19 protein-coding genes and 1 tRNA gene are annotated in these 18,409 nt (G+C 71.6%); 17 read left to right on the top strand and 3 right to left on the bottom strand.

The window, feature by feature from the left end; all coding sequences use genetic code 11:
• The first annotated feature begins 69 nt into the window (after positions 1 to 69).
• From ABZ893_RS18140 to ABZ893_RS18125, 4 genes are all read left to right on the top strand, one after another.
• The gene (locus tag ABZ893_RS18140) at positions 70 to 861 is read left to right on the top strand and encodes a class E sortase (protein WP_361404599.1); all 792 of its coding nucleotides are present in this window, start codon (positions 70 to 72) and stop codon (positions 859 to 861) included.
• Positions 862 to 997: 136 nt separating this feature from the next.
• Positions 998 to 1,309 (top strand): DUF6412 domain-containing protein, encoded by a 312-nt coding sequence (locus tag ABZ893_RS18135; RefSeq protein WP_361404175.1) that lies wholly within the window; start codon positions 998 to 1,000, stop codon positions 1,307 to 1,309.
• 112 nt (positions 1,310 to 1,421) lie between these two features.
• Positions 1,422 to 2,195, top strand: coding sequence for a YidC/Oxa1 family membrane protein insertase (locus ABZ893_RS18130; protein ID WP_361404172.1), 774 nt, complete (start codon positions 1,422 to 1,424; stop codon positions 2,193 to 2,195).
• Between the two features lie 116 nt (positions 2,196 to 2,311).
• Positions 2,312 to 3,169 (top strand): fumarylacetoacetate hydrolase family protein, encoded by an 858-nt coding sequence (locus ABZ893_RS18125; protein WP_361404169.1) that lies wholly within the window; start codon positions 2,312 to 2,314, stop codon positions 3,167 to 3,169.
• A 238-nt stretch (positions 3,170 to 3,407) separates the two neighbouring features.
• Here the strand turns inward: ABZ893_RS18125 and ABZ893_RS18120 are convergent, their stop codons facing one another.
• Both ABZ893_RS18120 and ABZ893_RS18115 read right to left on the bottom strand, forming a co-directional pair.
• A complete protein-coding gene (locus ABZ893_RS18120; protein WP_361404166.1) occupies positions 3,408 to 3,872 on the bottom strand; it encodes a heme-degrading domain-containing protein in 465 nt (154 codons plus the stop codon).
• A complete protein-coding gene (locus tag ABZ893_RS18115) occupies positions 3,869 to 4,975 on the bottom strand; it encodes a Gfo/Idh/MocA family oxidoreductase (RefSeq protein ID WP_361404163.1) in 1,107 nt (368 codons plus the stop codon). The genes ABZ893_RS18120 and ABZ893_RS18115 overlap by 4 nt, the downstream gene beginning before the upstream one ends.
• A gap of 56 nt (positions 4,976 to 5,031) precedes the next feature.
• Here ABZ893_RS18115 and ABZ893_RS18110 point away from each other — a divergent pair, with 56 nt between their 5' ends.
• The 9 genes from ABZ893_RS18110 to ABZ893_RS18070 all read left to right on the top strand — a co-directional run bounded on the left by ABZ893_RS18110 (position 5,032) and on the right by ABZ893_RS18070 (position 13,702).
• Complete coding sequence (locus ABZ893_RS18110) at positions 5,032 to 6,324, top strand: ROK family transcriptional regulator (protein ID WP_361404160.1); 1,293 nt, start codon at positions 5,032 to 5,034, stop codon at positions 6,322 to 6,324.
• 219 nt (positions 6,325 to 6,543) lie between these two features.
• Complete coding sequence (locus ABZ893_RS18105) at positions 6,544 to 7,302, top strand: GntR family transcriptional regulator (RefSeq protein WP_361404158.1); 759 nt, start codon at positions 6,544 to 6,546, stop codon at positions 7,300 to 7,302.
• A 188-nt stretch (positions 7,303 to 7,490) separates the two neighbouring features.
• Positions 7,491 to 8,546, top strand: coding sequence for an ABC transporter ATP-binding protein (locus ABZ893_RS18100; RefSeq protein WP_361404156.1), 1,056 nt, complete (start codon positions 7,491 to 7,493; stop codon positions 8,544 to 8,546).
• Positions 8,539 to 9,408, top strand: coding sequence for a 2-aminoethylphosphonate ABC transporter permease subunit (locus ABZ893_RS18095; RefSeq protein ID WP_361404154.1), 870 nt, complete (start codon positions 8,539 to 8,541; stop codon positions 9,406 to 9,408). Before ABZ893_RS18100 ends, ABZ893_RS18095 begins: the two co-directional genes overlap by 8 nt.
• Before the next feature lie 113 nt (positions 9,409 to 9,521).
• Positions 9,522 to 10,319, top strand: a complete 798-nt coding sequence (locus ABZ893_RS18090) for an ABC transporter permease subunit (protein WP_361404152.1) — start codon at positions 9,522 to 9,524, stop codon at positions 10,317 to 10,319.
• A 68-nt stretch (positions 10,320 to 10,387) separates the two neighbouring features.
• The gene (locus ABZ893_RS18085) at positions 10,388 to 11,452 is read left to right on the top strand and encodes a 2-aminoethylphosphonate ABC transporter substrate-binding protein (RefSeq protein WP_361404149.1); all 1,065 of its coding nucleotides are present in this window, start codon (positions 10,388 to 10,390) and stop codon (positions 11,450 to 11,452) included.
• 101 nt (positions 11,453 to 11,553) lie between these two features.
• Positions 11,554 to 12,333 carry an HAD-IIA family hydrolase gene (locus ABZ893_RS18080; protein ID WP_361404146.1) on the top strand — a complete coding sequence of 260 codons (780 nt, stop codon included), beginning with the start codon at positions 11,554 to 11,556 and terminating at the stop codon, positions 12,331 to 12,333.
• Positions 12,334 to 12,444: 111 nt separating this feature from the next.
• Positions 12,445 to 13,020: a hypothetical protein gene (locus tag ABZ893_RS18075; RefSeq protein ID WP_361404143.1), complete on the top strand. Its 576-nt coding sequence runs from the start codon at positions 12,445 to 12,447 to the stop codon at positions 13,018 to 13,020.
• Between the two features lie 13 nt (positions 13,021 to 13,033).
• Entirely contained in the window at positions 13,034 to 13,702 is a 669-nt protein-coding gene (locus ABZ893_RS18070; protein ID WP_361404140.1) for a class F sortase, read from the top strand.
• Positions 13,703 to 13,857: 155 nt separating this feature from the next.
• Here ABZ893_RS18070 and ABZ893_RS18065 read toward each other — a convergent pair.
• Positions 13,858 to 13,931: transfer RNA gene (locus ABZ893_RS18065), tRNA-Lys, on the bottom strand.
• Between the two features lie 188 nt (positions 13,932 to 14,119).
• Between ABZ893_RS18065 and ABZ893_RS18060 the strand changes: the two genes are divergently transcribed.
• The 4 genes from ABZ893_RS18060 (at position 14,120) to ABZ893_RS18045 (ending at position 18,361) form a co-directional block, all read left to right on the top strand.
• Positions 14,120 to 15,427: a peptidoglycan-binding protein gene (locus tag ABZ893_RS18060; RefSeq protein WP_361404137.1), complete on the top strand. Its 1,308-nt coding sequence runs from the start codon at positions 14,120 to 14,122 to the stop codon at positions 15,425 to 15,427.
• 544 nt (positions 15,428 to 15,971) lie between these two features.
• Positions 15,972 to 17,033 carry an SPFH domain-containing protein gene (locus tag ABZ893_RS18055; protein ID WP_361404597.1) on the top strand — a complete coding sequence of 354 codons (1,062 nt, stop codon included), beginning with the start codon at positions 15,972 to 15,974 and terminating at the stop codon, positions 17,031 to 17,033.
• An 11-nt stretch (positions 17,034 to 17,044) separates the two neighbouring features.
• On the top strand, positions 17,045 to 17,686 hold the full coding sequence (locus ABZ893_RS18050) for a nucleoside/nucleotide kinase family protein (RefSeq protein WP_361404134.1): 642 nt from the start codon (positions 17,045 to 17,047) through the stop codon (positions 17,684 to 17,686).
• A gap of 78 nt (positions 17,687 to 17,764) precedes the next feature.
• Complete coding sequence (locus ABZ893_RS18045; RefSeq protein ID WP_361404131.1) at positions 17,765 to 18,361, top strand: lytic polysaccharide monooxygenase; 597 nt, start codon at positions 17,765 to 17,767, stop codon at positions 18,359 to 18,361.
• The last annotated feature ends 48 nt before the right edge of the window (positions 18,362 to 18,409 follow it).

Raw genomic sequence — 18,409 nt, 5'->3', positions numbered from 1 at the left:
GGTCGGGTCGGTTGTCTGGTGACTTCAGGCGCCAGGACCTATCTTGCCGCCGTGCGGGAGACAGTGAGGGTGCGGGAGCGGGGGCCGGTTGTCGTGCGGCACGGGGCGCGGCCGTCTTCCACGCTGCGCCGCACCCTGTGGACCGGCGCCGAGGTCGCCGTGACCCTTGGGGCCGTACTGCTGCTCCTCGTCGTCCATCAGCTGTGGTGGACCAACCGCGAGGCCCGCGCCGGCGCCGAGCGCAAGGTGCAGGCCCTGGAGCACGAGTGGGCGGCCACGCCCGCGCAAGCCGACGGTGGGGACACCGCCTCGGAACCCGCCGGTGACGACGCCCCCGCGGCAGGGGCCGGCAGCGGCTCCGGAGACCGGCACGCGCCCTCCCGTTCAGCAGCTCGCGTCACCCCCAGCTGGGACCAGGCCTACGCCGTCCTCTCCATCCCCCGCCTCGGCCTCCGCGTCCCCGTCGCCCAGGGCGTCGGCAAGGAGAACGTCCTCAACAAGGGGTACGTCGGCCACTACCCCGGCACCGCGCAGCCCGGCGGCGCCGGGAACTTCGCCCTCGCCGGGCACCGCAACACCCACGGCGAGCCCTTCCGCTACATCAACCGGCTCCGCAAGGGCGACGAGGTCCAGGTCAGTACGCGCAGCGCCGTGTACACGTACGTCGTCGACAAGACCCTCGCGCAGACGTCCGCGAGCGACGGCGGTGTCATCGAGAGCGTGCCGCGCAGCCGGGTCGTGCCGGGGGCCGGGTACAGCGAGCCGGGGTACTACATCACGCTCACCACCTGCACCCCCGAGTACACGTCCCGGTACCGGCTCGCCGTGTGGGGGACGCTGCGGTCGATGCGGCCCCGGTGAGCCCACCCATCGTCCCCATCGTCACAAGTCCCGGTGAGCCCACCGTCACAAGGAACTTCTCTACGGCTGCCCCCAGGTGTTCCTGTATAACGGGCAGAACGACGTAACACGGCAAGTGGAGAGGAGGACGCCGGACATGACGCGCACGTGGACCACCGTTCTTCGGCCCGCCGCCCTGCTCCTCTTCCTCCTCGTCGAGACCGTGCTCGTCGACACCGGCAGCCTCACCGCCGCCGTCGCGCTCGCCGCGACCGCCGCCGCCGGTTCCGCGCTCGCCCTCTGCTCCCTCCTCGCCGCGCGCTGCGCCCCCGCCGTGCCCCGCACCCGGGTCCGTACCGCGATCCGCGACCGGGAGCAACGCACCGCGTTCCTCCCGCAGCGCGACCCCGACGCCTCCGGGCGCCGGCGCCCCCGAGCACCGGGCCGTCCCCTCCTGACGGCCGCGTAGGGATTCCACTTCAGTTCTACGGGTTCAGTTCTACGGGCCGTCACGCCGATCGGCCGCCCATTCCGGCGGTCTTCCGATTCCGGCACCACGGGACCCCCCGGAGGGCTCACCCATGTCCACGTTCATGTCTGTCTTCGCCAGCCTCGTCGAGCACATCGCCGACCTGCTCGACCCGCTCTTCCACGCCTCGGCGACCGCGGCGGCGATCATCCTCTTCACCGCGTTCGTACGGCTCCTCGTCCACCCCCTGTCCCGCGCCTCCGCCCGCGGCCAGCGTGAGCGCGCCAAGCTCCAGCCGCGTATCGCCGAGCTGCGCGCGAAGCACAAGAAGAACCCGGAGCAGCTCCAGAAGGCGATCATGGAGCTGCACAAGGAGGAGAAGGTCTCGCCGCTGTCCGGCTGCCTGCCCAGCCTCTTCCAGATCCCGGCGTTCTTCCTGCTCTACCACCTGTTCTCGAGCACCAGCCTCGGCGGCGAGCCGAACTCCCTGCTCGGTCACACCCTCGGCGCCGCGCCCCTCGGCGGCCGGTTCAAGGACGCGCTCGCGGACGGCGGGCTCTTCGGCGCGCAGGGTGCCGTGTATCTCGTGCTGTTCGCGATCGTCGCGGCGGTGGCGAGCTTCAATTACGTCCGTACCAAGCGTCAGATGGCCACCACTCAGGCGAGCCAGCCCGCCGCCGACAGCGCGAAGGACCCCGGCGCCGGCGCCATGGCCACGATGACGAAGATCATGCCGCTGATGTCGTTCATGACCCTGTTCACAGTGGGCTACGTGCCGCTCGCGGCCGCGCTCTACGTGGTCACGAGCACGGCGTGGAGCGCTGTGGAGCGGGCCGTTCTGTACCGCGACATGCCCTCCGGAGCGGCGCTGGCTACCGCCGCGTAACGGTCCAGTCCGTGAACGCGGTATTGCGGACTGGACGGGGACCTTAGACGATCGACCAGTCATCCGATGGCTGCACCCGTCGGAAGACACCCTCCGCGATCTAGGAGTCTCATCAAATGAAGTTGCTGCGAGTCGGTACCGCCGGGGCGGAGCGCCCGGCCCTGCTGGACGCCGACGGTGTCCTGCGTGACCTGTCCGGTGTCGTCACCGACATCGACGGAGCGCTGCTCGCCGACGACGACGCGCTCGCGCGTGTACGGGCCGCCGCCGAGTCCGGCGAGCTGCCGGCGCTCGACGGGACCGGCCTGCGCATCGGCCCGCCGGTGGGGCGGATCGGCAAGGTCGTCTGCATCGGCCTGAACTACCACGACCACGCCGCCGAGACCGGCGCCGAGACGCCCGCCGAGCCCGTCGTCTTCTTCAAGGCGGCGGACACGGTGGTCGGTCCCGACGACACCGTGCTGATCCCCCGCAAGTCGGTCAAGACCGACTGGGAGGTCGAGCTGGCCGTCGTCATCGGGCGCACGGCGCGCTACCTGGAGTCGCACGAGGAGGCCCTCGCGCACGTCGCCGGTTACGCGGTCGCGCACGACGTCTCCGAGCGCGAGTTCCAGATCGAGCGCGGCGGTACGTGGGACAAGGGCAAGAGCTGCGAGACGTTCAACCCGCTCGGGCCGTGGCTCGTGACGGCGGACGAGGTCCCGGACCCGCAGAACCTCGGCCTGAAGCTGTGGGTGAACGGTGAGCTGAAGCAGGACGGCTCCACGGCCGACCAGATCTTCTCGGTCGCGGAGGTCGTGCGGTACGTCAGCCACTTCATGACGCTCTACCCGGGCGACATCATCAACACGGGTACGCCGGCGGGCGTTGCCCTTGGGCAGCCTGAGCCGAAGCCGTTCCTTCGGGCCGGGGATGTTGTGGAGCTCGAGGTTGAGGGGCTGGGGCGTCAGCGGCAGTCGCTCAAGGATGCGTGAGCGCTCCGCTTGGGGTGGTAGAGGGGTGCGGGGCGTAGGGGTGGGCGGTTTTTGCGCAGTTCCCCGCGCCCCTGTCGGGGGCTGAAGGCTGGTGGGGACGTGACGGGTCCGTCGTGGCTTGTCGCGCAGTTCCCCGCGCCCCTTATGGGGGTTTCGGCCGGTTGTGATGTGGCCGGTCCGTCGTGGCTTGGCGCGCAGTTCCCCGCGCCCCTTACGGGGCGCTCCTTGAGTCCGTCTTCTACGTAGACGTGAAGCGGGTCAACGCCTCTACCGCCAAGGCGTGGTCCTCGGCCTGGGGGAGGCCTGAGATGGTCAGCGCTCCGATGACTCCCGCGCCCTCCACTGCGAGCGGGAACGCTCCGCCGTGGGCTGCGTACGCGTTCGGGTCCAGTCTTGAGGACGCCTCAAACGTCGTCGACTTGGCTCGGAAACGGGTTCCTACCAGGTAGGACGAGCAGCCGTAGCGTTCGACCACTCGGCGTTTGCGGGTGATCCAGGCGTCGTTGTCCGGGGTGGAGCCGGGCAGCGCCGCGTGGAAGAGCTGCTGGCCGTTGCGCGTGATGTCGATCGCCACCGGCGCGCCCCGCAGCCTCGCCATCTCCACGACCAGCGAACCCAGCGCCCACGCGTCCTCGAACGTGAAGTGGGGGAGGACCAGGCGCCGTTCCTGCTCCTCCAGTTCCTCGATCGTCGGGCCGCTCACAGGGTCACCGTCACACCGTCGCGGGCCGAGCGGCGCGCGGCCTCCAGGACATCGAGCGCGGCCGCTGCCTGCCCCGCGGTGACCGGGTTCTCGCCCGTGCCGCGCAGCGCCGCCGCGATCGCCTCGTAGTACGCCGGGTAGGCGCCCGGCAGCGTCGGTACGGGGCTGCCGCCGCCCGTGAGCGGGGACTCGCCGGCGCCGATCCGGCCCCACATCGCCTCGGGTTCCACGCCCCAGGGTTCGCCCGGCGCCGGGCGCCCGCCCTCGCGCAGCGCCGCCTCCTGCGGGTCGAGCCCGTACTTCACGTAGCCCGCCTTCGAGCCGAGAGCCCGGAAGCGCGGGCCCAGTTGGGCTGTCGTCGCGGAGACGTACAGGTGGGAGCGGACGCCGTTCGCGTGCGTGATGGCGATGAACGTGTCGTCGTCGGCCTCCGCGCCCGGCCGCCGTACGTCCGATTCCGCATACACCGAGACCGCCGGGCCGAAGAGGACCAGGGCCTGGTCGACGACGTGGCTGCCGAGATCGAAGAGGAGACCTCCGATCTCTTCCGGGTCGCCCGACTCGCGCCAGCCGCCCTTCGGCTGCGGCCGCCAGCGCTCGAACCGCGACTCGAAACGCCATACGTCGCCCAGCTCGCCGTCCGCCACGAGGGCGCGCAGCGTGCGGAAGTCGTTGTCCCAGCGGCGGTTCTGGAAGACCGAGAGCAGCAGTCCGCGTTCGTCGGCCAGTGCCGCGAGCGCGCGCGCCTCGGCCGCTGTGCCCGCGATCGGCTTGTCGACGACGACCGGCAGGCCCGCCTTGAGGGCGGCCGTCGCGATCGATACGTGCGTCTTGTTCGGGGTGGCGATGACGATCAGGTCGAGTTCGCCGGCGCGCGTCCACAGCTCGTCCGGCGTGGCCGCGAAGCGCAGGCCGTCCCCGTGCTCCGCGCGGGCCTGCGCCTGGCGTTCCGGGTTCGACGTGACGACCGTGTCGAGGACGAGGCCTTCGGTGGCGGCGATCAGCGGGGCGTGGAAGACGGAGCCCGCCAGGCCGTAGCCGACGAGTCCGACGCGGAGGGGGGTGCCGCCTCCGGCCGTACCTGATGTCATGCCTTCAGTCATGCCTTCCACTTAAGCAACGGTGTTGCCAAAGTGCAAGCGGGGCGCACAATGGGGGTGTGAACAGGGCCAACTCCGGGATCAACCTCACCGCACTGCGGGGCCACAATGCCGCGCTCGTGCTCGATCTGCTGCGTACGTCGGGCGACGAAGGGATCAGCAGACTCGAGATCGCCGAGCGTACGGGGCTCACGCCGCAGGGCGTCAGCAAGATCACGGGGCGGCTCCGGGGGCAGGGCCTCGTGACGGAGGCGGGCCGCCGCGCCTCGACCGGCGGCAAGCCGCGTACCGTCCTGCGCCTCGTGCCGGACGCGGGGTACGCGGTCGGGCTGCACCTCGACCGCGACGAGATGACGGCCGTCCTCGTCGACCTCGCCGGCGCCGTCGTCGCCGAACACCGCTCCCCTCTCGCCTTCGGCGCGGGCGGCGACGCGGTCGTGGACGCGGCGGCGGGGGAGGTGGAGCGGTTGCTGGAGGAGGTGGGGGGCGGGGCCGATGCGGATACGGCCGCGGATGCGAGTGCGGGGATGGATACGGGTGCGGGCGCCGCTCCCGCCGGGGAACCGGCCTCCGGCGCCCCCGGCGCCCCCGGCGCCCCCGGCACCCCCGGTACCCCCGGCACCCCCGGCACCCCCGGTACCCCCGAGCCCCCCACCCCCCGAGTCCTCGGCGTAGGCGTCGCCCTCCCCGGACCCCTCGACCACACCTCCGGTGTCCTGCACCGCGTCACCGGGTTCCCCGAGTGGGACGGGTTCCCGCTGCGGGACGCGCTCGCGGCGCGGCTCGGCCTGCCCGTGGTCGTCGACAAGGACACCAACGCCGCCGCCCTCGGCCTCGCGCTCGCCGGATGCGGTGACTCCTTCGCGTACCTCCATCTCGGTACGGGGCTCGGGGCCGGGCTCGTCCTCGGCGGCTCGCCGTACCGCGGGCCGCACACCGGAGCGGGCGAATTCGGCCACCAGGTGATCCAGTTGGACGGGCCGCTCTGCGAGTGCGGGAACCGCGGCTGCATCGAGGCGCTGTGCCTCGCCGCCGTCGCGGAAGGGGAGACCGGCGAGGCCGCCCGCGTGCTCGGCGAGGGTGCGGCGAACATGGTCGCCCTCCTCGACATCGACCTCGTCCTGCTCGGCGGACGCACGATCGCGGCCTCCGAGGAGCGCTTCGTGGACGTCGTGCGGTCGGTGCTGCGCGAGCGGGCGCGGCGCGGCGGCACGGTGGAGGTCCCCGTCGAACGGGCACCCGGTCCGACCACGGCGGTCGTCGAGGGCGCCGCCCAGCTCGTCCTCGCGCCCCTGTTCGGCAGGGCCAGCGGCCATTTCCCGCCGAACCGAAAGGCCGGAAAGCTGCCCTGACGGAGGGGGCGGCCTGGTCACCGCGCACCGGCCACCGGCCACCGGCCGGCCCGCACTGGCCACCGCGCCCAGGCCACCGCGCCCCGGCCACCGGCCGTCCGGCACCGGCCACCGCGCCCCAGGCACCGGCCGTCCCGCACGGGCGACCGGCCGCCCCACCCCGGCCACCACGTGCCCACCCCGCACCAGTCCCCACGCATCGTCTGCGACCATCCCTGAGTGGATTACCCGAACGACCAGGCACCTGGCGCACCCGTCCGCTCCGGCATTCCCGAGCACGGCCGTATCCCGAAGTACTACGCGGTCAAGGCTCATGTCTCCGCGCTCCTCGACGAGTTGGGGGAGGGAGAGCCGCTGCCCACCGAGCGGGACCTGGCCCTGCGCTTCGAAGTGGCGCGCGAGACCGTGCGGCAGGCGCTGCGTGAGCTGCTGCTCGAAGGGCGGCTGCGCCGGCAGGGCCGGGCGACGGTCGTGGCGGGCCCCAAGCTGGAGCAGCCGCTGTCGCTCGCCAGCTACACCGAGGGCGTGCGCCGCCAGGGCCGCCGCCCCGGACGTAACCTCATCGGCCTCGACCGCTTCCCGTGCCCGCCCGCCCTCGCCGACGAGATCAAGGTCGAGCGGGGCGAGCCGGTGTGGCACATGGAGCGTGTGCTGCTCGCCGACGACGAGCGGGTCGGCCTGGAGAGCACGTACGTGGCCGTGGCGCGGATGCCGCGTCTCGACGTCGACTTCGACCCGGACTCGTCGTTCTACTCGTACGTGCACGAGCGGCTCGGCATCGACTTCGGGTCGGCCGACGAGCGGATCGAGACCGTCCTGGCCACCCCGCGCGAGGCCCTGCTGATCGGGACGCCGCCCGCGCTGCCGATGCTCCTCATCCACCGCGTCTCGTACGACACGGGCGGGCGCCCCACGGAACGCGTGCGGACGCTTTACCGCGGGGACCGGTTCTCGTTCACCACGCGTTTGGGCAACTGACCGGCGGGGGCCGGGAGTTGCCCGTAGAGGTCACGAGGGGGTAACGGGTCTAGGCCAACCTTGGGAGGCCGTTCACCATCCCGTTGCCGTGCGGACCGACGCGGGTCACCCGGCCCGAGGAGCGTGGGCGCCGTGAGAGAGAAGACCGACCCCAAGACCGGCCCGCGCACCGAGGGAGTGGAGCGCTGATGGCCGGCGGCATCCGCTTCGAGAGCGTCTCTGTCGCCTACGGCGGGAACACCGTCCTCGACTCCCTCGACCTGACCGTCGAGTCCGGCGAGGTCATGGCGCTCCTCGGCCCCTCCGGGTCCGGGAAGACCACCGCCCTGCGCGCCGTCGCCGGATTCGTGCGGCCCGCCTCCGGCCGCGTCCTGATCGGCGACTGCGACGTCACCGCCCTGCCGCCCCACAAGCGCGGCATCGGCATGGTCGTCCAGCAGTACGCCCTGTTCCCGCACCTGCGCGTCGAGGACAACGTCGCCTTCGGCCTCAAGGCGCAGAAGGCCGCCAAGGCCGAGATCCCCGGACGGGTCGCCGAGGCCCTGGAGATGACCGGGATGGCGTCCTACGCGAAGCGGTACCCGCGCGAGCTGTCCGGCGGACAGCAGCAGCGCGTCGCCATCGCGCGCGCCCTCGCCATCCGCCCCCGGGTCCTGCTCCTCGACGAGCCACTGTCCGCGCTCGACGCGCAGCTCCGCTCCGGGATGCTGGCCGAACTGGCCCGCCTGCACCGCGAGTTGCCCGACGTGTCGATCCTGTACGTCACCCACGACCAGGTCGAGGCGCTGACCCTGGCCGACCGGATCGCCGTCATGGACAAGGCCCGTCTCCAGGACGTCGGCACCCCGCAGGAGCTGTACCGCAGGCCCCGCACCGAGTTCACCGCGTCGTTCGTCGGCAACGCCAACCTGCTGCCCGTCAAGGTGGGTTCGCAGTCGGTGCACTTCGCCGGCACCGAGCTGAAGGTGCCGACCGGCGAGGTCGCCCCCGGCGTCTCCGCGACCCTGTGCGTGCGCCCGCACCTCGTCGGACTCGGCGACGGGCCCAACGCCCTCACCGGCTCCGTCGCCGAGGTTCAGTGGCGCGGCTCGACCCACCGCATCTACGTCGACGTGGACGGCCACCGCCTCAAGGCCGACCTGCGCGAGCTGCGGACGCCGCCCGCGCTCGGCGACGAGGTCACCGTGCATTTCTCTCCCGAGGATGCGGTACTGCTGGGCGCCGGGGTGAGCAACGATGGCTAGCGCCACGCTCGGCGGCACACGGGCCGGGGTCGTGTCCAAGTCCCGTACCGAGATACCGAGATGGGTGTGGGCGGTGCCGCCCGTCGTCGTCCTCGGGCTCGTCTTCCTCTACCCGCTCGCCCTCGTCGCGTGGCAGTCGGTGCGGCCAGACACCGGCGGTACGTCGCTCCAGCCGTACGCCGACGTCTTCGCCTCGTCCGCGTTCCGCGAGGCGCTGTGGACGACGGTGTGGCTGGCGGTCGGAGCGACCGTCGGCTGCCTCGTCCTCGGGTTCGCGCTCGCGCTCGTCATCGCGTTCGTCCCGTTCCCCGGCGGGAAGGCCGTCGCCAAGTTCATCGATGTGTTCCTCTCCTTCCCGTCCTTCCTGATCACCCTCGCGCTGCTCTTCGTCTACGGCTCCGTGGGCATGGCCAACGGGCTGTGGACGGACGTCACGGGGGCGGCGACCGGGCCGTTCCAGTTCCTGAGCACTCCGTGGGGCGTACTGCTCGCCGAGATCACGTACTTCACTCCGTTCGTGATGCGGCCGCTGCTTGCCGCGTTCTCGCAGCTGGAGACCGCGCAGCTGGAGGTCGCGTCCTCGCTGGGTGCGCGGCCCGCGCGCATCGTGCGGCAGGTCATCCTGCCGGAGGCGCTGCCGGCGCTTGCCGCGGGCGGGAGCCTTGTTCTGGTCATGTGCCTCAACGAGTTCGGCATCGTGCTTTTCACGGGGGCGAAGGGGGTGACCACGTTGCCGATGCTTGTTTATGGCAAGGCGATTCTGGAGTCGGACTATCCGGGGGCGTGTGTCGTCGCCGTCGTCAACGTGCTTATTTCCGTGGGGCTTTACGGGATTTACCGGGTGGTGAGTCGACGTGTTTGAGGGACGGTCTTTGTCTGCGGGTTCGTCGTGGCTGGTCGCGCCCACGCGGCGGAGCCGCACATGTATACGTCCCGCGCCCCTTCGGGGCGCCAACCAGCCGGAGGTGAACCGTCATGCTCGTGCATAGCAAAAGCGGCAAGTGGGCGACCTGGGTCGTCTTCTTCATCCTCTTCGTGCCCCTCTTCGCGCTGCCGCTGCTCGTCATCGTCGTCGCCTCGTTCGCCACCAGCTGGTCCAGCGCCTTTCCCACCGGGTTCACCGGCGGGCACTATCAGGCCGCCACCAGCGGCGCGTCCCTTCAGGCGCTCACCACCAGCCTGATCACCGCCGTCAGTGCCAGTCTGCTGGCCCTGCTCATCGGCACCTGGGCCGCCCTCGCGGCCGCCGCCCTCAAGAAGGGGGGCCGGCGGGTGCTCGACGGCCTGTTCATGCTGCCCGTCGCCGTACCGTCCGTCGTGGTCGGCCTCGCCGTCCTCGTCGCCTTCTCCCAGCCGCCCGTGCTGCTCAACGGCACGCGCTGGATCGTCATCCTGGCGCACACCATCCTTGTCACGGCGTTCGCCTATCAGTCGGTTTCGGCCGCGATCGTGCGACTCGACCCGGCGTACGAACAAGCCGCCGCCTCCCTGGGCGCCCGGCCCTCGTACGTCCTGTGGAAGGTGAAGCTCCCCCTCCTGCTGCCGTCCCTGAACGCGGCCGCCGGACTCTGCTTCGCCCTCTCCATGGGCGAGCTGAGCGCCACGATGATGCTCTACCCGCCCGACTGGCTGCCGCTGCCGGTGCAGATCTACGCGACCACCGACCGCGGCTCCCTGTTCACCGGGTCGGCGATCTCCGTGGTGCTCATGGCGACGACGCTGCTCGTCCTGCTGCTCGTCTCCCGCATCCGCACCAAGGCCTCGTACCGCTAGTCCCCACCACCGGTAGCCACCGCTCGTCCCCCTCATCTGCCTTTCCCCTGCAAGGAGTTCACCTCGCCATGCGCGCACACCTGCTCAAGCCGATCGCCGCCGTCACCGGAAGCATCGCCCTCGCCGCCACCCTCTCCGCCTGCGGCGGCAATTCCGCCGCCTCCTCGGACCAGAAGACCGTCACCGTCTACAGCGCGGACGGCCTCAAGGGCGAGAACGGCGACGGCTGGTACGACAAGGTCTTCAAGGACTTCACGAAGCAGACCGGCATCAAGGTCGACTACGTCGAGGGCGGCTCCGGCGAGATGGTGCAGCGCGCCCTCCGCGAGAAGTCGAACACCCAGGCCGACGTCCTGGTGACCCTCCCGCCCTTCATCCAGCAGGCCGACGGCAAGGGCCTCCTGGAGAAGTACTCGCCCAAGGGCGCCGACCAGGTCAACGGCGCCGACAAGGCGGCCGACGGCACCTGGACCTCCGTCGTGAACAACTACTTCTCGTTCATCTACAACAAGAGCGAGCTGAAGACGCCGCCCGCCACGTGGGACGAGCTGCTCGACGGCAAGTACAAGAACAAGCTCCAGTACTCCACGCCCGGTGTCGCCGGTGACGGTACGGCCGTCGTGGTCAAGGCCCTGCACGACTTCGGCGGCAAGCAGCCCGCCATGGACTACCTGAAGAAGCTCCAGGCCAACAACGTCGGCCCGTCCGCTTCCACCGGCAAGCTCGCGCCCAAGGTCGACAAGGGCGAGCTCCTCGTCGCCAACGGTGACGTGCAGATGAGCTTCGCGCAGGCCAAGACCATGCCCAACCTCGGCATCTGGTTCCCGAAGAAGGCCGGCGGCAAGCCGACCTCGTTCGCGCTGCCGTACGCAGGCGGCCTGGTGAAGAACGCGCCGCACAGCGAGAACGGCAAGAAGCTCCTCGACTTCATGCTGTCGGCCAAGGCCCAGCAGGAGGTCAGCTCGATCGGCGGCGGCTTCTCCGCGCGCGCCGACGTCAAGGCGACCGACGAGAACGCCATCGCGCTCGCCAAGCTGATGGACGGCGTCGAGATCTTCGAGCCGGACTGGAACGACATCGACAAGAACCTCCCGTCGTACGTCGCTGACTGGAAGACGGCGACCGGCAGCTGAGCCGTCGTCGCACACTCCCGCTCCTGATTAGGCTGGGGGCGCCGGCACAGAGCGGTCCCGGCGCCCCAGCCATTTCTTCAGTAACGGCAGGAGACCGGCACATGGCAGAGCGCAAGCCCATCGCATCGTGGCTGACCGACATGGACGGCGTACTCATCCACGAGGGCGTGCCGATACCCGGCGCCGACGCCTTCATCAAGAAGCTCCGCGAATCGGGCAAGCCCTTCCTGGTGCTGACGAACAACTCGATCTACACGGCCCGCGACCTCCAGGCCCGCCTCCACCGCATGGGCCTCGAAGTCCCCGTCGAGAACATCTGGACGTCGGCCCTCGCCACCGCCAAGTTCCTCGACGACCAGCGCCCCGGCGGCACGGCGTACGTCATCGGCGAGGCCGGCCTGACGACGGCGCTGCACGACATCGGGTACGTCCTCACCGACCACGACCCCGATTACGTGGTCCTCGGCGAGACTCGCACCTACTCGTTCGAAGCCATGACGAAGGCCGTCCGGCTCATCAACAACGGCGCCCGCTTCATCTGCACCAACCCGGACGAGACAGGCCCCTCCACCGAAGGGCCGCTCCCCGCCACCGGTGCCGTCGCCGCCCTCATCACCAAGGCCACCGGCAAGCAGCCATACTTCGCCGGCAAGCCGAACCCCCTGATGATGCGGACCGGCCTGAACGCCATCGGGGCGCACTCGGAGAGCAGCGCCATGATCGGCGACCGGATGGACACCGACGTCCTCGCGGGTCTTGAGGCCGGGATGCAGACGTTCCTCGTCCTGACCGGGCTCACCGGCCGGGCCGACGTCGACCGCTACCCCTTCCGGCCGTCCCACGTCGTCGATTCCATCGCTGACCTGGTCGAACTCATCTGACCCGGCCCCCGGGGGCCGCCTGACCCGGCCCCCGGGGGCCGCCTGACCAGGTGCCCCCGGGATGCGGATCTGGCCCATGCGCGTGACCCTTCCAGTAACAGGAGGTTCACCATGCGTGCAGGTTCGATCGCTCTCCGTGCCGCAGGGGTGGCGGCTGTACTCGTGACTCTGCCCGTCGCCGCCGCGCACGCGGAGAGTGGCGGATCCGGTGGTTCGACCGGTTCCGTGACCGTCACTCCCGATGAGGCATTCCCCGGTTCCGAGGTCGACCTACGGGTCTCCGGCTGCGAGGAGCGCAAAGGGAACGCCTTCTCCGACGCCTTCGAGGCGCCGAGCATCCTCGCCCCGTCCGCCGACCGGCCCACCCTGACCGCGCAGGCCCGCATCCGCTCGTCCGCGTCCCCCGGTACGTACGAGATCAAGGTGGCCTGCGACGGCGTCCGCGACAAGGTCAGGGGCCGCGTCCAGGTCATCGGACGCGAACCTTTTCCCCGTACGTCCCCCGTCGCGCCCGTGCACGCGGGCGGCGGCGGCACCGCACAGCTCCAGTCCGTCCGCACCGGCGCGGTCATCGCCCTGCGCGAGGACGGCCCCGGCACCCGGCACGCAGTGATCGGCCTGATTCTCGCGGCCGTCGCCGCCGTCGCCGTGGCCCTGCGCAGCACCCGCAGGCGCCGCTCAGGCTGAACGGGGCGCCGGCATGTCGCACGGAGAACGGCCGCACGGCAACGGGCGGCTCGTGACCGGAGTGGCCTGGGCGGTTCTGCTGCTCGGCCTGTGGCTGTGGGGCCGCGGCATCACCGACGTCCACGGCCTGTCCGCGCCCACGACCGGCGACGCGGCGGCCGTGGGTCGGCCCCTCGGCGTGAAGTTGCCACCCGCGCACCGTCCGCTGGCCGCCGTACCGCCACAGCGCGTCGACATCGGCGCCCTGAAGATCCAGGCGCCGGTGGTGGCCCGAGGGCTCGACGGGAACGGCGCCATCGACCCGCCGCCCTTCTCGCGCGCCGACGAGGTCGGCTGGTACGGAGGCGGCGCGAAACCGGGGGAGCGGGGCACCGCCCTGCTCGTCGGGCACGTCGACACGGACACCAGGCCCGCCGTCTTCTACCGCCTCAGCTCGGCCAAGCCGGGCGACACGGTCCGCGTCGCCCGGGACGACGGCTCCGTCGCCGAGTTCACCGTCGACGACGTACAGGTCTTCAGCCGCGCGCGGTTCGACGCGAAGAAGGCGTACGGCCAACGGCAGTCCGACCGCGCCGAGCTACGCCTGATCACGTGCGGCGGCAGCTACGACCGGGCATCCCGCAGCTACACCGCCAACGTCGTCGTGTCCGCGTACCTCACGGGCGCGTCGTCGCCGCGCTGAGCCGTCAACTCCCTTGACCTGTACGAGGCTTGAGAGTAGGTACCGGCGTGTCGTGGGCTGGTCGCGCAGTTCCCCGCGCCCCTTGCGGGGCGCCTGGCGCCGGGTTCCGGACAGCAGAAAGGCCCCCCGCTTTCGCGGGGGGCCTTTCCTGTCTGTGCGCCGCCAGGGACTCGAACCCCGGACCCGCTGATTAAGAGTCAGCTGCTCTAACCAACTGAGCTAGCGGCGCCTGCTGACCTGGAGAACTCTACCCGAACTCCGGGGGTGCCCCGCACCACTACACGCCCACCCTCTTTGCCCTTTTTGTACCGAAAATCAATCATTCGGACCGTCAACATGCGCTGTCGCCAGAGAGTTGAGAGGGTTTCATATGTGTAGATAATTAGGCATTTCGGTCCGGAATGTGAGGGGAATCGCATGGAGGCTCCGGTGTTCGAGGAATTCGATCCTGCGAGCGATTGCGACTGCCCGGGGTGCGTTCACTGGCGGCGTGCCGCCCGGAATTCCCCGTCGTCGCTGTCGATCCGCCTCGGCGGTCACCCCGCCGCCCACGGCGCCCGGCGCGCCCTCGTCCTCGCGGCCGCGGCCGGCACGGTGATCGGCGGCGCGCACGCGACCCCCGCCGTCACGTCCGCCCACGCGCAGGCCAGAACCGGGGTCCCGGCGGAACCCGAGCCGCCGACCCCGCAGGGCGGAGCCAGCCCGCTGCACGGTCCGGTCGGCAGCCCGGGAGCGCCTCCGTCGCAGACGACCGGCCTGCCGGCCACGACTCGCGCCGCGATCATCACCCGCGCCAACCTCTGGGTCGCGGCCAAGGTGCCGTACAGCATGAGCAGCTACTGGGCTGACGGGTACCGGCAGGACTGCTCGGGCTTCGTCTCGATGGCGTGGAACCTCGGCGGCAACGAGTGGACCGGCAGCCTCGACAAGTACGGGACGCGCATCACGCGCGAGCAGCTCCAACCGGGCGACATGCTCCTCTTCCACAACCTGTCGAACCCTCAGAAGGGCTCGCACGTCGTCATCTTCGGCGGCTGGACCGACTCCACCCACTCGTACTACTTCGCCTACGAGCAGACGCCGCCCGGCACCCGCAGACAGAGCACGCCCTACGCGTACTGGAGCAACTCGGCCCGCTATGTGCCGTATCGCTACAAGGGACTCAAGGACGAGACGTCGGTCGGCGGGCCGCCCGCGTCCTCGACGACGTTCCCGGGCGCCGGGTCGTTCGGGCCGGGCGCGGACAACGCGTACGTCACCCAGTTGGGCAAGATGCTCGTCGACCGGGGCGGGGGGCGGTTCTACACGGTCGGGCCCGGCCCGCGCTGGGGCGCGGCCGACCGGCTCGCCACGCAGGCGTTCCAGCTCGCGCAGGGGTGGACGGGGAGCGCCGCCGACGGGGTGCCCGGGCCCAGGACCTGGGCGTATCTCGTGGGCGGCACCGGCAAGGGCATCCCGGCCGCCGGTACGCCGGGGCCCTCCGGCGTCCCGGCCTTCCCGGGGCGGGGAGTGTTCCGGCCGGGGGCGAGCAGCGAGGACGTCACCCGGCTGGGTGCGCGGCTGGTGAAGAAGGGGTACGGCAAGTTCTACCCGAACGGCCCGGGCCCCCGCTGGGGCGAGGACGACCGGCGCGCGGTGGAGGCGTTCCAGCGCGCCCAGGGCTGGCGCGGCGGCGCCGCCGACGGCTACCCCGGCCCCGAGACCTGGCGCCGCCTCTTCACGTGACCGAGCCCATTCGCTCCGCGACCAACCCCCTTCCGATGTGCGCCGCGACTCGCCTCGCGGCGCACACCCCGACCCCACCGGCCGAACGTACGAATCCAGCACGGAGGCAAGGATGAACACGACGACGGAGCCCCCGGAGGGACCGGAACTCCCGGGAAAGCCGACCGGAGCCGACACGTATGCCGAGGACGAGCCCGCCACCCTCCCCGGACAGGGGGGCGAGCCCGCCGCCCTCCCCGGACCGGGGGTCGAGGCGGCCGAGGGGCGAGGCGCGGGTCTCGGCGTGCCGGGACCGGAGCCCTCCGCCGGTCGGACCGGCACGCTGGCCGAGCCGGGACCGGCGCTGCCTGCCGGCCGGACGGCCACCGTCGCCGACCCCGGCCCGGAGCCCTCCTCCGCCCGGACCGCCACCCTCACCGACCCCGACCCCGCCCCCTCCACCGCCCGCGTCGCCGCCCTCGCCCACCCCGGCCCCGCACCCTCCGTAGGTCACCCCGCCCCTGACCCCGGCCCAGACACCCTCTCCGGTCGCGGTACCCGCCTCATCCACGGCGAAGCCACCACCGAGATCCCCGTTCACCTGCTCTTCCGGGACGGGCCCGACCCTGTCTCCTTGCCGCTGCGGCCCGCCGTTGTGGGGCGGCGGCAAGGGAGTGGGGAGATTCCGCGGGTTCCGCGGCGCGTGCAGCCGCAGGCGGACACTCGGCCCGTGCCCGTCGTCGATCCTGAGCTCGTCGAGCGCGCCGGGCGCATCCTGCCCGGTGCCGTAGGCGTGCTCGGCGGGCTCGCGGGCGCGGCCGGTACCGCCGCGTCGCTGTGGTGGGCCGGGCTGTTGCCGCAGATCACGGCGCTGCCAGTGGCCACGGGTCACCCCGGGCCGCTCCAGTGGGCGTCCGTCGCGGGGTCCGGGACGCTCGCCCTGTTCGGGTTCGGCGGCCTCGCACGCGGCCGGGCCGGGCGCGCCTGGGTGCTCACCCTCTTCGGCCGGTACCGCGGCACCGTCCGTCGTACCGGCCTCATGTGGGTCAACCCCCTGTTCCTGCGCCGCCGCGTCGACGTACGCCTGCGGCACTGGCGCAGCGAGCCGATGCCCGCCGTCGACGCGAACGGCGTCGCCCTGCGCGTCGTCGTCCTCGTCGTGTGGAGTGTGAAGGACGCCGCCCGCGCCGCGCTCGCCGTCGAGGACTACCAGGAGTACCTGCGCGAGAGCGTCGAGGCCGCCATGGCGCGGGTCCTCTCCCGGCTGCCCGCCGACGCGTTCCACCAGGACGCCCCTACCCTGCGCGACACCGAGGCCGTCGGCTACGCGCTCACCCGGCGCCTCGCCGCCGACGTCGCGCCCGTCGGCATCGAGGTGTTCTCGGCGCAGCCGACCCGTATCGAGTACGCCCCCGAGGTCGCCGCCGCGATGCAGCGCCGCCGGATCGCCGCGCTCGACGCGCAGCACCGCGACAGCGTGCTGACGACGGTCGTCGACTCGGTCGAGGACACCGTCGCCCGCCTGACGACGCGAGGCCTCGTCGACCTCGACGACTACGAACGCAAGGCGCTGGTCAAGGATCTGACGGTGGCCTTCTACACCGGCCGGGGCGGCGACGGGTCGTAGAGTCCCGGCCCATGGGGATCTCGATACTTTCGGCCGACGCCTGGCGGCTCACCGAGCGGGGCCCGCGCGTCCTCCTGGGCATCGCGGGCCCGCCCGGCGCGGGCAAGTCGACGCTCGCCCGCGCCCTCGTGGAACACATCGGGGAGGGCGCCGCGTACCTCCCGCTCGACGGATTCCACCTGGCCAACGCCCAGTTGGAGCGCCTGGGCCTGACCACGCGCAAGGGCTCCGAGCCGAGCTTCGACGTCCGCGGGTACGTGGCCCTGCTGCGCCGGGTCCTCGACGACACCGCCACCGACATCTACGTACCCGACTACGACCGCGAGCTCCACGAGCCCGTCGCGGCCCGCCATGTGGTGCCGCCCGCCGCGCGGCTCGTCGTCACCGAGGGGAACTACCTCGCGTGCGACCTGCCGGGCTGGCGGGAGGCCAGGGCGCTCATGGGGGAGTGCTGGTACGTGGACGCGCCGCGCGAGATGCGTCAACTGCGGCTCGTGGAACGGCAGTTGGCGGGCGGCCGGGACGAGGACGGCGCTCGCGCGTGGGTGGCCGGGAACGACATGCCGAACGCCGGCCTGGTCGAGGCGTCGCGGGCGCGCTGCGACCGGATCCTTTCAACCATTGGTATGGACATGCTCAAGTCCCGCCCATAATCTGGTCCTGGTCTAGACCTGAAATAGCGCTGTGCGTACGGCTCACCGGAACTCCCCCACGTTCTCAGGAGCGGCACCATGCGAAAGAAGATCTACGCGGCCGTGCTCGGCCTCGTCACCGCCGGGGCCTTCGTGCTCTCGGCGGGCGGCGCGAGCGGCCACGGCTACACCGACCTGCCGATCAGCCGGCAGAAACTCTGCGCCAACGGCACCGTCACCGGATGCGGTGGCATCCAGTGGGAGCCGCAGAGCGTAGAGGGCCCCAAGGGCTTCCCGGCGGCGGGACCCGCCGACGGTCAGATCTGCTCCGCGGGCCACGGCAACTTCGCCGCCCTCGACAGCGCGAAGGCTCCGGACGGGACCGCCTGGCCGACGACCAAGGTCACCGCGGGCGCCAGCCAGACCTTCCGCTGGCAGTTCACCGCGCGGCACTCCACCACGGACTTCCGCTACTACATCACCAAGAACGGCTGGGACGACAGCAAGCCCCTGACCAGGGCCGCCCTGGACACCGCGCCGTTCCTGACGGTGCCCTTCAGCGGCCAGCCCCCGGCCACCCTCTCGCACACCGGCACCCTGCCCACCGGCAAGACCGGCCACCACGTGATCCTCGCGGTGTGGACGGTCGCCGACACGGGCAACGCGTTCTACGCCTGCTCGGACGTCACCTTCTGAGCCCGGCCTGAGGCCCGGCCCGCCCCCGTGCGCGCCGTCCCGTCCGGG

It is taken from the genome of Streptomyces sp. NPDC046821 (genome assembly GCF_040645335.1).
GTDB lineage: Bacteria > Actinomycetota > Actinomycetes > Streptomycetales > Streptomycetaceae > Streptomyces.
Note: the sequence above shows the minus strand (reverse complement) of the source record. Positions and strands in the feature narration are given on the sequence as shown.